Annotated in this window: 10 protein-coding genes, 12 tRNA genes and 2 pseudogenes; 6 read left to right on the forward strand and 18 right to left on the reverse strand. The window is 45.6% G+C overall.

Annotation, left to right across the window (positions count from 1 at the left end; translation table 11 throughout):
- Window positions 1-50: 50 nt before the first annotated feature.
- The 13 genes from FY534_RS09775 to FY534_RS09835 form a co-directional block, all read right to left on the reverse strand.
- Window positions 51-1,589 (reverse strand): anthranilate synthase component I family protein, encoded by a 1,539-nt coding sequence (locus tag FY534_RS09775; RefSeq protein WP_203114443.1) that lies wholly within the window; start codon window positions 1,587-1,589, stop codon window positions 51-53.
- Window positions 1,590-1,633: 44 nt separating this feature from the next.
- Window positions 1,634-2,191 carry an anthranilate synthase component II gene (locus tag FY534_RS09780; protein WP_072873407.1) on the reverse strand — a complete coding sequence of 186 codons (558 nt, stop codon included), beginning with the start codon at window positions 2,189-2,191 and terminating at the stop codon, window positions 1,634-1,636.
- A 233-nt stretch (window positions 2,192-2,424) separates the two neighbouring features.
- Window positions 2,425-2,501, reverse strand: a tRNA-Ile gene (locus FY534_RS09785).
- Between the two features lie 14 nt (window positions 2,502-2,515).
- Window positions 2,516-2,592 (reverse strand) — tRNA-Asp (locus tag FY534_RS09790).
- Between the two features lie 3 nt (window positions 2,593-2,595).
- Window positions 2,596-2,671, reverse strand: a tRNA-Met gene (locus tag FY534_RS09795).
- 37 nt (window positions 2,672-2,708) lie between these two features.
- Window positions 2,709-2,783: transfer RNA gene (locus tag FY534_RS09800), tRNA-Val, on the reverse strand.
- Between the two features lies 1 nt (window position 2,784).
- Window positions 2,785-2,859, reverse strand: a tRNA-Glu gene (locus FY534_RS09805).
- A gap of 7 nt (window positions 2,860-2,866) precedes the next feature.
- Window positions 2,867-2,941, reverse strand: a tRNA-Asn gene (locus FY534_RS09810).
- A 35-nt stretch (window positions 2,942-2,976) separates the two neighbouring features.
- A tRNA-Ala gene (locus FY534_RS09815) sits at window positions 2,977-3,052 on the reverse strand.
- 4 nt (window positions 3,053-3,056) lie between these two features.
- Window positions 3,057-3,139, reverse strand: a tRNA-Leu gene (locus FY534_RS09820).
- 1 nt (window position 3,140) lies between these two features.
- Window positions 3,141-3,217 (reverse strand) — tRNA-Arg (locus tag FY534_RS09825).
- Between the two features lie 71 nt (window positions 3,218-3,288).
- Window positions 3,289-3,365, reverse strand: a tRNA-Ile gene (locus tag FY534_RS09830).
- A 151-nt stretch (window positions 3,366-3,516) separates the two neighbouring features.
- A complete protein-coding gene (locus tag FY534_RS09835) occupies window positions 3,517-4,545 on the reverse strand; it encodes a ThiF family adenylyltransferase (RefSeq protein WP_203114444.1) in 1,029 nt (342 codons plus the stop codon).
- Between the two features lie 200 nt (window positions 4,546-4,745).
- Between FY534_RS09835 and FY534_RS09840 the strand changes: the two genes are divergently transcribed.
- The 6 genes and pseudogenes from FY534_RS09840 to FY534_RS09870 all read left to right on the forward strand — a co-directional run bounded on the left by FY534_RS09840 (window position 4,746) and on the right by FY534_RS09870 (window position 7,902).
- Window positions 4,746-5,420, forward strand: a complete 675-nt coding sequence (locus FY534_RS09840) for a thiamine phosphate synthase (RefSeq protein WP_203114445.1) — start codon at window positions 4,746-4,748, stop codon at window positions 5,418-5,420.
- Window positions 5,417-6,545, forward strand: a pseudogene (gene thiO / locus FY534_RS15045) (glycine oxidase ThiO). The gene FY534_RS09840 and the pseudogene thiO overlap by 4 nt, the downstream one beginning before the upstream one ends.
- Before the next feature lie 2 nt (window positions 6,546-6,547).
- Complete coding sequence (thiS, locus tag FY534_RS09855; RefSeq protein ID WP_203114448.1) at window positions 6,548-6,748, forward strand: sulfur carrier protein ThiS; 201 nt, start codon at window positions 6,548-6,550, stop codon at window positions 6,746-6,748.
- 52 nt (window positions 6,749-6,800) lie between these two features.
- Window positions 6,801-7,580, forward strand: a complete 780-nt coding sequence (locus FY534_RS09860; RefSeq protein WP_238413490.1) for a thiazole synthase — start codon at window positions 6,801-6,803, stop codon at window positions 7,578-7,580.
- A gap of 109 nt (window positions 7,581-7,689) precedes the next feature.
- Window positions 7,690-7,764 (forward strand) — tRNA-Gly (locus tag FY534_RS09865).
- A 48-nt stretch (window positions 7,765-7,812) separates the two neighbouring features.
- Window positions 7,813-7,902, forward strand: a tRNA-Ser gene (locus tag FY534_RS09870).
- A gap of 148 nt (window positions 7,903-8,050) precedes the next feature.
- On the opposite strand, the gene FY534_RS09875 is transcribed toward FY534_RS09870, so the two are convergent.
- The 5 genes and pseudogenes from FY534_RS09875 to FY534_RS09895 form a co-directional block, all read right to left on the reverse strand.
- Window positions 8,051-9,160 (reverse strand): MFS transporter, encoded by a 1,110-nt coding sequence (locus tag FY534_RS09875; RefSeq protein WP_238413491.1) that lies wholly within the window; start codon window positions 9,158-9,160, stop codon window positions 8,051-8,053.
- A gap of 357 nt (window positions 9,161-9,517) precedes the next feature.
- Window positions 9,518-10,498, reverse strand: a complete 981-nt coding sequence (locus tag FY534_RS09880) for a 5-oxoprolinase subunit C family protein (protein ID WP_072873414.1) — start codon at window positions 10,496-10,498, stop codon at window positions 9,518-9,520.
- Window positions 10,499-11,182 carry a 5-oxoprolinase subunit PxpB gene (pxpB, locus tag FY534_RS09885; RefSeq protein WP_203114450.1) on the reverse strand — a complete coding sequence of 228 codons (684 nt, stop codon included), beginning with the start codon at window positions 11,180-11,182 and terminating at the stop codon, window positions 10,499-10,501.
- Between the two features lie 25 nt (window positions 11,183-11,207).
- A pseudogene (locus tag FY534_RS09890) lies at window positions 11,208-12,163 on the reverse strand (DUF979 domain-containing protein).
- A complete protein-coding gene (locus tag FY534_RS09895) occupies window positions 12,160-12,873 on the reverse strand; it encodes a DUF969 domain-containing protein (protein WP_203114451.1) in 714 nt (237 codons plus the stop codon). Before FY534_RS09895 ends, FY534_RS09890 begins: the two are co-directional and overlap by 4 nt.
- Window positions 12,874-12,906 lie beyond the last annotated feature (33 nt).

Genomic DNA, 12,906 nt, shown 5'->3' on the forward strand with positions numbered 1-12,906 from the left:
CCACAGATGTGACGTCTGCAGGTTTCGAGCTGGATGCCATTTTTAGTATATCACTTTTGCGTTGCCATGGGTTGCGACAAAATATCTAATATTGCGCCCGCTTTGCGATTACACTCTTGCCATTCTTGCTCGGCAACGCTATCCATCACGATACCCGCCCCGACTTGCACATAGTATGCTTGGTTTTCCTCTACCACTGAGCGGATGATAATAGCCGTATTGGCGTTTGCATCGAGATCGACCATACCTAACAGACCACCGTAAGGTCCTCGACGCAATGTCTCCAATTCATCAATAATTTCCATAGCACGAATTTTTGGAGCTCCCGATAGTGTACCCGCCGGAAATGTGGCCAAGAGAGCTGTGAAAACACTCACATCCTCTCGCAATTGACCACGCACTGTGGATACCAGGTGAAAAAGGTGAGAATACGGCTCTACTACCATGAAGTCCGGAACATGAACCGATCCTATGGTACAAACTCTGCCCAAATCATTCCGGCATAAATCAACAAGCATCAAATGTTCAGCCCGTTCTTTCTCATCATTCAACAATTGTTCAGCCAACGCCTGATCTTCAGCTGCGGATTTGCCTCTGCCTTTGGAGGTGCCAGCTATCGGCTTCATTTCGGCCAATCCATCAACCACACGCAACTGAACTTCCGGACTTGCACCAAAGAGTCGCATGTCGGGATATTCACTCATAAACATGTAAGGCGACGGATTCAATTTGCGCAATCGATCATACGCAATGTAAGGATGTAACGTAGCGCTCGCTTTCATGCGCTTGGATAACACGACCTGAAAAATATCCCCTGCGCGAATATATTCTCGTGCACGTTCGACATTACCCATAAAAGTTTCAGCCGAGACTTCATCCTCAATATCGACTGTATCTTGACTAGCCGCTGCTGCCTCTTTCAGTCTTCGGGGTTCTTCCGATGTGCCTTGGTCCAACAAGTTCAAAACTTGCATTTGAACGCTTTCTAGCAGGAGCATATTTTCTTTAGAAAGATAGCCTCTCAGTTCAGGCAACAAACTGAACATTTGCAATCGATTCACTTGCAAATGAATCGTAAAAGCATGGAGTTGTAAGCGAATGTCAGGCAAAGCGCGATCGTCCAATGTGGTTTTAGGCAGCTTTTCTAAATAATGCACACTGTCATAGCCAATATAGCCCAAGAAACCAGCCGAAAAGGGGATAGGTTGGTTTTCGGTAAAAATCTTTTGCCGCAACAAAAGGCGCAAACGTTCTAATACCTCCAGAGGATTATCCGTAAATACTGCACAAGGTTTCTCAGCGACAGCAGAAACAAAGCTTCCTTCGAATTCAATCACATTGGGCTGGAGTTCTTGAGCCAGCCATTCGGCGAGACCTGTTTTGGCATAAATAAACGTTTTTCCATCTTTCACAATTACTTCAATCAACGGCATTAAACCAAGAATCGAACGGGAAAAACGTGTATCAGCCTGTTTATCGTACGCCGCATCCAGCAAATACGCGTGAAAAGGTGGTACAATTTCCAAGCTGTGTAGATAAAAATAAAACGGATCGATCTCAAGAGTTTCTTCATATTTAAAGTTTTGCATCGTTCCAACTTCTCCTCTCGCTCATCGCGTTGTATAACCTTTCTTTAGCTCGCCAAAAAATTAGCAAGGATTTGTTTCCCATGTTCTGTAAGAATGGATTCAGGATGAAACTGAACACCCACAGCACCGCTTGGTTGATGGCGCATAGCCATGATTAGCCCATCCGCGGTTGCCGTAACAGAAAAGGAATCCGGTAAAGTGTCGCGGCGAACGACCAAAGAATGGTATCGCGTAGCAAGAAAAGGACTAGGAATTTGAGCAAAAAGATGGTCTTGTTGATGATGGATAGGAGACGTTTTTCCATGCATACATAGCGGGGCACGCACCACTTCTGCACCAAAGGCTTGCCCTAATGCTTGATGTCCCAGACAAACTCCCAGAACAGGAATGCGTCCTGAAAAATATTGAATAGCTTCTACTGAAATACCTGCTTCTGTTGGGGTACAAGGTCCTGGAGAGATGATGATTTGTGAAGGCGAGAGATTCTTTAGCTCATGAAGTGGTGTATCGTTGCGGCGCACAATGATATCAGCACCCAGTTCACCACAATAATGGACAAGATTGTAGGTAAAAGAATCAAAATTATCAATGACTAAAAGCATAAGATTACCCTCCTATGACAGAGGGGCCGAAGACAGAAAATACACAGACTCGATGCCCATGCATGGAATGAAACGCTCAACTCGGCCCAGCTCAACTCTGCTTACTCGTCTCAACTAAGCAAAACAATACCGGAAGAACATCATGACGTCAATCGATGAACGCCTCTTTCTCCATTGAAATATTGAATATTACTAAATGAAGAAATTCGGACATGAAAAAACCCACCATACTCTGGTGGGCCTAAGAGGACTTGAACCTCTGACCTCACGATTATCAGTCGTGCGCTCTAGCCAGCTGAGCTATAGGCCCGCGGTAGAGAAATTTGGCGGAGCTGACGGGATTCGAACCCGCGGTCTCCTGCGTGACAGGCAGGCATGTTAGGCCTCTACACCACAGCTCCATTTGGTTGCGGGGGCAGGACTCGAACCTGCGACCTTCGGGTTATGAGCCCGACGAGCTGCCAACTGCTCCACCCCGCGATATAGACTTTTCAGGCAATGCCAGCGACTCGTCCGCTGGTGGGCGGTGGCAGGATCGAACTGCCGACCCCTCGCGTGTGAAGCGAGTGCTCTCCCGCTGAGCTAACCGCCCATGGTGACCCCAGCGGGACTCGAACCCGCGTTACCGCCGTGAAAGGGCGGTGTCTTAACCGCTTGACCATGGGGCCATATATATGGCTCCCCGAGTAGGATTCGAACCTACGACCCTCCGGTTAACAGCCGGATGCTCTACCGCTGAGCTATCGAGGAATATACACATCCTGGTTGAGGCACAGGCGACCGTCTGGTGGAGCTAACCGGATTTGAACCGGTGACCTCTTGAGTGCGATTCAAGCGCTCTCCCAGCTGAGCTATAGCCCCACTGTGGTGCCGAAGGCCGGACTCGAACCGGCACGGTTTCCCGCACGATTTTGAGTCGTGTGCGTCTGCCAATTCCGCCACTTCGGCATGGCGTGCCCGGAGAGATTCGAACTCCCGACCTCTTGATTCGTAGTCAAGCACTCTATCCAGCTGAGCTACGGGCACATCAGATTCAGCGCTGACCGTGGAACTATACCACACTTTACGATTCCTTGCAAGTCGATTTTTTAAAAGCTTGGTGGGCCTAAGAGGACTTGAACCTCTGACCTCACGATTATCAGTCGTGCGCTCTAGCCAGCTGAGCTATAGGCCCAAGCAAATTTGCTTTTCTCTCGGCTCACTCTTCATCCGCCTCGTCCGAAGCGACGTTTTTGATAATAACAAGTCTGCAGAGAGATGTCAACGGCTTTTTTCAACTTTTCTTTTTTAATTCTTATGGACGAGTCTGATGAACGTACTCCGTTTTATAAACCTATGTATTGCGCGTAGATTCTCTTCGCTTCCCAAATATCATCCACACCATGAATTAAAGCGCGTCCATCAGCAAACAAACTGATGGTGCAGTCTGACGTTTCAAAGCGGAGCAAGTTGCGATTCGCTTGCACACGTCCCAATGCTTTCAAGCGCTCTGCAAGTATCGCCAGGGAAACGTTCAACTTTCCTTGTGGTTTAATTTGAATGGTATGTCGACCGCAAAAAGAAACCACCAATCCCTCGTCCTTGTGTTGAAGAGAAAGAAATTGTCTTTTTTGGCAGCATATACACTCTTCTTTAGGCGTTCCGAGACGTAAAGACCGAAATTCATTCTGCCAAATATCCACATGAGTTATCTCGCGTTTGAGCGCTTGCCTATTCCCCGTTAAAAATTTCATGATCTCCGCCACCTGCATCGACGCAATCATACTCACTATCGGTGCTAGAACACCTACTGTGTCACAAGTATCGTGTCCGGCCGATCCGTCATCTGCACCAAACAAGCAAACTAAACAAGGTGTCTGCCCAGGTTCAATAAATACCGTGGTTCCATAAGAACTCACAGCTCCTCCATAACTCCATGGAATTCCGTGTTTCACTGCTACATCATTGATAAGATATCGCACTTGTAAATTGTCCGTACCATCTACAATCACATCCACATCGCCAAGCAATTCTTCTGCATTCACAGCCGTTACGTCCGTCAAGACAGGTTCAATCTGAATCTGACTGTTAGCTTTGGCAAGGGCCTCTGCTGCAGCTTCCGCCTTCGCTCGCCCCGCTTCAGCATCTTGCTCAGTGTAAAGAAGTTGTCTTTGCAAATTTGAGACTTCAATCACATCGCGGTCAATGAGCCGTAAATAACCCACACCAGCTCGAACTAATTGACTGGACAATACGGTACCGAGCGCTCCAAGCCCAACAATGGCGACACGAGCAGCGGACAGCATTTGTTGCCCTTCTTTGCCAATGGGTTGAAAACGAATTTGGCGAGAATACCGTTCTGTAAAGTCCACCATTCCTCACTCCCCAACCTTACTTTTTTCATCATAGCATGGACCTCAGGACGAAGAGCATCCCTTCACCTTCTTGACGCAAAGTTGTGTGAATGAGATACTTGAAGCTGAACAATTTATGGCAAGGTTGCGTTTGCTGGGTTAAGAATGGAATCCCGCCGTACCTGTTTCTTCAGGTGCGGCTTTTTTATGTGAGGTGCATGATGACTCCAGTTTTACATATGATTAGCGATCGCGATCGTCACCAATTGCCGTTAATTGAAGCTCTTTCGGAAGCTGCTGAAGGTGGAGCGGATGTTATTCAAATTCGCGATAAAAAAATGCCTGTACTTCGTACACTTGAGTTAGTAAAAAACCTAAAAGAAAATTTAAACAGACTCCATCTCGCCACAAAAATTTTTGTCAACGACAGAATGGATTTGGCTTTAGCTGAGAAACTCGATGGCGTACATTTAGCGGCTCAATCATTGCCTGTTGCCACGGCGCATGCATTGCGCAATCAACTCAAATGGCAAGGAATGCTTGGCTGTTCCGTACATTCCTTGGAGGAGGCAATGTTTGCTGAGAACGCAGGAGCGGATTACGTTACGTTTGGTCACGTTTTCCCAAGTGCATCCCACCCTCAGCTGGCACCTCGCGGACTTGCCGCCTTATCACTTGTGGTCGAAAAACTCTCCATTCCGGTTTTGGCAATTGGCGGCATTGACGAGGAAAATGTTGAGTCGGTGCTTGCGACAGGATGCAGTGGTGTGGCTGTGATTGGCGCTGTGCTGGATGCCGAGAATCCAAAAGAGGCGGCATACAGACTCAAGCAAACGATGCTTGCTTGTCATATCGCTCCAAAAACCCCCTTTTTCAAGGAGGAGAATGAACGATGAGGCGCATCTATGATGTTATTGTCGTTGGCGGTGGTGCGATTGGGTCATCCATAGCCTGGCAAGCTGCCAAAAAAGGATTGAATGTACTACTCGTGGAACGCGGTAGAATAGGTCAAGAAGCTTCAAGCGCTGCGGCTGGAATGCTTGGCGCTCAACTAGAAGCGGATCGGCCCGGGCCTATGCTTGATCTCTGTGTATCGAGCCGCTCCATTTTCCCTGAATTTGCTGCAGAACTAAGAAAAGACAGCGGCATAGACATTGAACTCACTCAAAATGGGATTTTACAACTCGCTTTTAATGATGAAGAGAAATCCTTTTTGGAGAAAGAAGCTCAATGGCAAGAAGCCGCTGGACTTCGTTGCGAATGGTGGTCTGGCGAGAAAGTTGCCCGTCGTGAACCTTCACTTGCCCCTTGCCTGGGGGTCTATATTTGCCGGATGACGGAAATTTGCATGCTCACCGTTTCATGGATGCCCTGCGCATAGCTGTTCACCATTTTGCTTCGGTTTTAGAACAGACTGAAATTTTACGTGTGGAAAAGACCGCCGATTGTTTTCGTGTTTACACTCATCAAGATACCAGTTTTGAAGCTGAACGACTGGTTTTAGCTGCTGGAGCTTTTGCTACATCACTGTTACGGTCTCTTGAACTTTCCATTGACATTCATCCTGTGAAGGGGCAAATGATGGCTATTCGCCCCCGCGATTTACAACTTCAACATACAGTGTTTTCACAACACGCCTACCTGGTTCCCAAACGCGATGGAAAAATTGTAGTGGGAGCAACGGAAGAACGTGAAGCTGGATATGATAAATCTCCCAGTAGCGATTCACTTGCGTGGCTTTTATATTCTCTGAAGCGGATTGCCCCGGTCTTGGCCATTCTGAATTCATTCATACATGGACAGGTTTGCGACCTGAAGGGAGTGGTCCGCCACTTATTGGTCCCGTGCCCACAATTCCTGGACTGTTTCTCTCACTCGGACATTTTCGAAACGGAATTTTACTTTCAGCCATCACATCTGAAATTCTTGCTCATCTGCTCACAGGTCGTGATGTTGAAGAAAACTGGAAATCATTTTTCCCTACTGATATACGACAAGGGCAACTGGAGAGAAGGAGATAACTATGCAGATCCGTGTCAACGGCAAAGATATAAGCATTGAAGATAACTGGACGCTGCTCGATTTTTTAAATAGCTTACGTTTACAAGAAGAACGCATAGCAGTAGAACGAAACCAAGAAATTGTTCCTCGCGAAAATTGGTCCATGATTCATTTGTCAAATGGTGATGAACTGGAAATTGTACGATTTGTAGGTGGAGGTTGAAAATCGCTAATCATTTCCAAACTTACACTGTATAAAGAAAAGGAGCATGATTATGACAGACTTACTACATATTGCTGGACAGAAGTTTCATTCTAGATTAATGGTAGGAACCGGAAAGTACGCATCGAATGAGTTGATGAAGGAATCTTTAGCAGCATCAGGAACTGAAATCGTTACGGTAGCGGTTCGACGTGTGAATTTAGAGCAACCAGAGGAATCTCTGCTACATTACATTGATATCCATCGCTATACTTTGCTTCCAAACACAGCAGGTTGCCACACCGCGGAAGAAGCGGTACGTACAGCGCGCTTGGCACGTGCTGCCGGTCTCTCTAACTGGATTAAATTAGAGGTTATTCCCAATGATGGAACACTTTTGCCCGATCCGATTGCTACTGTAGAAGCTGCACACCAATTGGTTTCTGAAGGCTTTATTGTACTTCCTTACACAACTGACGATCATATTGTTGCTCGAAGACTGATTGAAATAGGATGTGCTGCGGTTATGCCACTCGGTTCGGCTATTGGAACCGGTCAAGGACTGCCTAATCCAGAACGTATTTTGCGTATTATTGAAGAAGCTAACGGACGTGTTCCGGTGATTGTAGACGCTGGAATTGGATCGCCATCAGATGCTTCATTGGCTTTAGAGCTTGGTGCGGATGCTGTGCTTGTCAACACGGCAATCGCCAAAGCAAAAAATCCGGTACAGATGGCTGCTGCAATGGCCAAAGGAGTGGAAGCAGGCCGACAAGCCTACTTAGCTGGACGCATACCCAAATCGCCTGTTGCATCACCGAGTAGTCCAGAAGAACAGAAAATTGGCAACTAATTCTGGAAAAATGCGGACACTTCAGTTCTTTGATACAGTGAGTTGACAAGCTGGGTGTCTGCGAATATAATTTCTCTTGCAGTCTTGCCCATCAGAGGCGTGGATGTATGCGGAAGTGGCTCAGGGGTAGAGCATCGCCTTGCCAAGGCGAGGGTCGCGGGTTCGAATCCCGTCTTCCGCTCCAAAAATGGGGCTGGGCTTTTTGCCCGGCCTCCCGTATGTTCTCCAATATGGAGAGGTGGTCGAGTGGTTTAAGGCAGCGGTCTTGAAAACCGCCGTGTTCGCAAGGGCACCGTGGGTTCGAATCCCACCCTCTCCGCCATCATAATCGTTCTGTAAGGGTGCGGCTTCTCTGTATTCTAGGGAAGCCGCATTTGCTTTATCTCAACTCAGTTTCACAATCTTTTTTGGAATGAATATAAAGAAAACTCAGGCAAAAGGTTGCCCATAGGCTACCTTATGAAAGGTGCTTATATTGTTCGAAAACTACGCCGAGACAATAACAGCAATCCGAGTACAACCACCGCGAAACCTGTAGCCCCGATGACACTTGACGAAGGAAACCATTGTCCAAACGCACCCCCAAAAAAGAACCAAGAGGCATGCCTAAAGCAATAATTGAACCACGAATACCCAAAATTCGTCCCATAAACTCTTTGGGGACCAATTTCTGAACGGTTGTTCTGGCTAGTGGTGGATAACCTCCGAAGAGAAGTCCTGCCAAAGCCATGGAGATATACGTGTTCCATAAAGAGTGAACCCACGAAATACGTTGTCCAAAAGCTTCCGAGAACGACTGCACTGCTTGCCAATTCGTTGTGCGTAAACAACGGCAGGGACACTTCCAATTGACCGTATGCAAGATGAAAACCCACCGCACCGAGTGTAATCCACAAAACTGGGGTTAACCCGTACAAAGTCTTAACACCTTCCCAAGTATCATGGAGGAACGAAATTCGTTGACTCGGTTCTTCTGACTCTCGGGATTCAAAGTGTTGTTTTGACCCTTTGACAACAAATACACACAAGGCAGCTGCCCAAAACGACACGCCATCAGCAAACACTGCGACCGTTGCACCAAATCGTGCAATCAACAATCCACCGAGAAGGGGACCAAGTAATGAAGCACCGTTCCAAATCGTTTCAACAATTGAGTTAGCAGGACCAAGATCATCTTCTTTGACAGGGTTCGGGATAACCACCATCCAGCCAACACTTGTATATGGAGTTAAACAACCCGCAACCAGGACCAGTGCAAACAGCACTAACATCGGCAATGCGTGTACTTGGTAAAGTAGCGGAATAGCCATAAACACGATACCAAGCAACACATTCGCAGTGACCAATACTTTCTTATGGGATGTGCGGTCAAGTACGTTTCCAACAACTGCACCGAGAAAGACACCCGGGAGTCCGAATGCAAGACCTAGCAATCCCATATATCCAGCATGTTTGGTCGTGACCATTGCGAACCAAAGAAGTGCGACCCAGCCGATCTGATCACCAAGCACCGAAATAGCGTCGGCCAATGTCATAAAGGCAAAATTTCGTTGTCGAAATAAGCCTAAATAAGTTAACATTTAACTTCCACCTCGTTAGGAGCCCCTTGACAGAAGCTCATATGTTCAGTACATGGGGATACCCCCAACGAGATGTATTAAATTGGGAATTTTCTAAACATCGGCTATACCTCCATGAACTACATGACTAGGATTTATTGTACTGCGATTCTAATGATTCTGTCGTTATGCCCCCAATAGTTCAAGAATGATGTTCCAAATTCAATAGTCAAAATTGTACTTTTGGCATGATCCACTTTTCATCTTGGACGGAAGTTTTAAAATACTTTCACCAAACATTTTCTTACTGTGGACGCATTGAAATTAGAAGGAGAGAGCTAGAGGATGAATGATTTATGATTTGACAACACAAAAATGTTACTTCTTATACCACTCAAGTGCCCAAAAAAGATTGGCTAACTGACGTTCCTGCTCCATAAGAGCGCTTCTTGCTTCTTCTAAAGAACAAAGTTGAAAACGTAACTTGTCTCCGGGACGAACTTGAGCCAATACGGGCAAATCTGCAGTAATGATTTGGGCTAGGCGAGGATAACCACCCGTAGTCTGACGGTCCGCCATGAGGATAATCGGTTGCCCATCAGAGGGTACTTGAACAGTTCCCATAGTAACAGCACTAGAGAGCATTTCTTCAGCCTTGGTTAATTGAATAGGCGGTCCTTGTAATCGATAACCCATCCTATCTGATTGTGGCATGACTAAAAAGCTCTGTTCCTGCCATTGTTTTTGAGCATCGTGATTGAATAAATGCCACTCTGGACCTGGTAGAAAGCGAATGGAGCGGTAGGTTTGATAACTAGGATTCAAAGTTTGACTGACTAAAGGATATCTTTTCGTTTGCGAGAACTGAAAAAAATTACAAAGCTGATCCATTCCTTCATGAGTCCCAGTTTGCAATCGATCTCCCTCTTGTAATTTTCGCCCTTTATAACCTCCCATAGCAGAGCGTAAATATGTACTCCTACTGCCTAGAACTTCCGTCACAACAAATCCTCCAGATACCGCTAAATAGGTGCGGCATCCGATATTTGGATAATTAAAAGATAACTCATCTCCTGGATGGACTGGAAACGGACGATACAAGGTAATGGTTTGGCAGTTTAAACGAGGAGACAAATCCGCACCCGTCAATACACAATACGTAAACTCTTCAAATTGGATGGTTGGTCCTTGCAGTGTAATTTCCAAAACAGCTAAGCCTTCAGGATTTCCAAGCAAACGATTTGCAATCCGAAAAGAAAGACTGTCCATAACGCCACCGACGACAACACCATAACGTTGCCATCCGTTCCGTCCAGCATCTTGAATAGTTGTAAGTAAACCAGGTTTAATGATTTTCATTTATTTCATCATTTCCATATATGACATAAACTCATCTAGCGATATCGGACGCCATTGAACACGGTCACCTAATTGTAAAAGAGAAGGAGGATTACGTTGTGTATCAAAGAGTACCCATGGTGTTCTGCCAATTATTTGCCATCCTCCAGGTGTTTCATACGTATAAATTCCTGTCATAGTTCCCGCAATACCAACAGAACCAGGTGAAATTCTTAATCGTGGCGTTGCACGCCGAGGGGTGGCAAGCTGTCCCGGAAGCCCAGATAAATAAGGAAAACCAGGTGCAAATCCAATCATTTGCACCTCATACACGGATGAGGAGTGCAAAGCAATAACCTGATCTGTTGAAAGGTGATGACTAGCTGCAACAAAATCGAGATCGGGCGCCAGAGAAGAATGATAACATATGGGTATCTCAATAAATCGTACATCCTCTTCTGTTATGACTGGCGTTTCTGCAAGCCACCTCAATAACTCCTTCCGTGCTGAAAAAAAGGAGTACTGAAGCGGCTGATAATAAAAGGTTAAATCGGTCATGCCTGGTACGCACTCCAGAAAACCTGTCGGTAGAGAACGTTCAATACACTGTCTGAAAAAACGCACTCTATTTTGCGAATGAAGAAAGTCGCTTGAAAATTTAACCAGAAGTGCGGAATCTCCATACGCTTCAATCTTGACTTCCATTTTAGTTCCTCTCTTTACTTGATGGCTAGATACGCGCAACAGAATACATGAGAGCAATATTTACTGCTAAAAGAATGACAGCGGTTGGCCATTGTACTTTAATCACGTGATATTTATTTTTTAAATCCAGTAAGGTAGCAGGGACGATATTAAAATTAGCAGCCATGGGTGTCATCAAAGTTCCGCAATATCCAGCAAACATGCCAATAGCAGCAATCCGGTCAGCTTGAATGCCAAAATGTTGAATAATAAACGGAATAGCAATCCCAGCAGTCATCACCGGAAAAGCAGCAAAAGCATTTCCCATAATCATGGTAAACAGTGCCATACTCACACAATAAGCAAAAACTGCCCAAAAAAGCGAATTAGATGGGATCACGTGATGCAAAAGTTTAGCAACCACATCTCCAACTCCCGCACTGTTAAATAGAGTACCTAAAGTTGCCAGCATTTGTGGAAGAACGGCAGCCCACCCAATCGACTCAAGTAGACGACGAGACTCTCTCAATGAAGTGATAGGATTGCTCCGTGTTAGGCCAAGTCCTACCAACAGAGCAATAAACGTCGCTACTGCTAGCGCAACCATCGTCACATTGGATGGATCGTAAAACAAGCGGCCTGCGATGCGCAGATGGCCAATCCATTCTACTCCTAATACCGTTAATATCGGGATTAAAAGAGCTGGTAGAAACAGTTTATTTCCGAATCGATTTCGATTCATCAATCTTTCTTGTACAGAAGCTTCACCATAACTTCCCGTTTTAACCATTTGTAATCCAGCTAGTAAAACAATTCCAATAACCATAAGTCCAATATAGAAGGGGGGATCCAATGACCAGAAATCAACGTGACCGCATACAAGAGATAGAACATACCTGTCGTCCAACGCCGTAGATTCTGTTTGTCAAAAAACGTAAAAATGCTGCCTATCAAAGTAATAAGTCCAATAAATACATAGACCGTCTGTGTAGACAAAATCATAACTCCATCTCTTTTCCATGCACTGTAGATGAAGTTTGATCAATGTTAGATGCGAATTTACGCGCTAACTTCTTGTCAAATAAGATGAGACGTATACTGTGCAAAATAAAGACTGCCAAAGCTGTAGGAATTGCCCATAACCCCATGTCAATCGGAGTCGCGTGAATATGATTCTGATCAAAAAATCCTTTCATTAACAGGACCGCTCCAACAGCAATAAAAATGTCTTCTCCAAAAAACAGTCCTATATTATCCGAAGCTGCAGAATGAGCACGAATTTCTTGTCGTGTATCTTCGTCCATATGACCGATTCGCGCTTCTGCCGCACCTTCTGCCATGGGAGCTATGAGTGGACGAACTGTTTGAGCTGCCCCGCCAATAGCAGTGATGCCAAGTGCAGCTGTCAATTCACGCAATAGCATATATAGAATTAATATTCTGCCAGTAGTAGCTGCTCGAATTTTAGCAATTAGGCGTTCTGCTTGTTCGCGAAGACCAAATCGTTCCAATAGACCAATGATAGGCAAAGTTGCAATAAAAATAGCCATGTAGCGGTTGGTTTCAAATGCGGTACCAAATTGAGTTAAAATATTGTATAAGGACTGATGTGCAAGAAATCCCGTGACAATTCCAGCAATTGTCACTACCAGAAGCGGATTAAGCCGAATGAAGAATCCCACCATGACAACGCCTACTCCAATCAATACCATCCTATTTCCCCCTCGCAAGTTGTCAGAAAACAC

Origin of the sequence: Alicyclobacillus sp. TC, assembly GCF_016804365.1 — a bacterium.
Taxonomy (GTDB): domain Bacteria; phylum Bacillota; class Bacilli; order Alicyclobacillales; family Alicyclobacillaceae; genus Alicyclobacillus_I; species Alicyclobacillus_I tolerans.

Excerpts from the sequence above, each read along its gene's own strand:
- FY534_RS09860 (WP_238413490.1), top strand. The coding sequence starts at position 6,801 with ATGACAGACTTACTACATATTGCTGGACAGAAGTTTCATTCTAGATTA.
- FY534_RS09780 (WP_072873407.1), bottom strand. The coding sequence starts at position 2,191 with ATGCTTTTAGTCATTGATAATTTTGATTCTTTTACCTACAATCTTGTC.
- FY534_RS09840 (WP_203114445.1), top strand. The coding sequence starts at position 4,746 with ATGACTCCAGTTTTACATATGATTAGCGATCGCGATCGTCACCAATTG.
- FY534_RS09895 (WP_203114451.1), bottom strand. The coding sequence starts at position 12,873 with ATGGTATTGATTGGAGTAGGCGTTGTCATGGTGGGATTCTTCATTCGG.
- FY534_RS09775 (WP_203114443.1), bottom strand. The coding sequence starts at position 1,589 with ATGCAAAACTTTAAATATGAAGAAACTCTTGAGATCGATCCGTTTTAT.
- FY534_RS09880 (WP_072873414.1), bottom strand. The coding sequence starts at position 10,498 with ATGAAAATCATTAAACCTGGTTTACTTACAACTATTCAAGATGCTGGA.
- FY534_RS09875 (WP_238413491.1), bottom strand. The coding sequence starts at position 9,160 with ATGTTAACTTATTTAGGCTTATTTCGACAACGAAATTTTGCCTTTATG.
- FY534_RS09835 (WP_203114444.1), bottom strand. The coding sequence starts at position 4,545 with ATGGTGGACTTTACAGAACGGTATTCTCGCCAAATTCGTTTTCAACCC.
- pxpB (WP_203114450.1), bottom strand. The coding sequence starts at position 11,182 with ATGGAAGTCAAGATTGAAGCGTATGGAGATTCCGCACTTCTGGTTAAA.
- thiS (WP_203114448.1), top strand. The coding sequence starts at position 6,548 with ATGCAGATCCGTGTCAACGGCAAAGATATAAGCATTGAAGATAACTGG.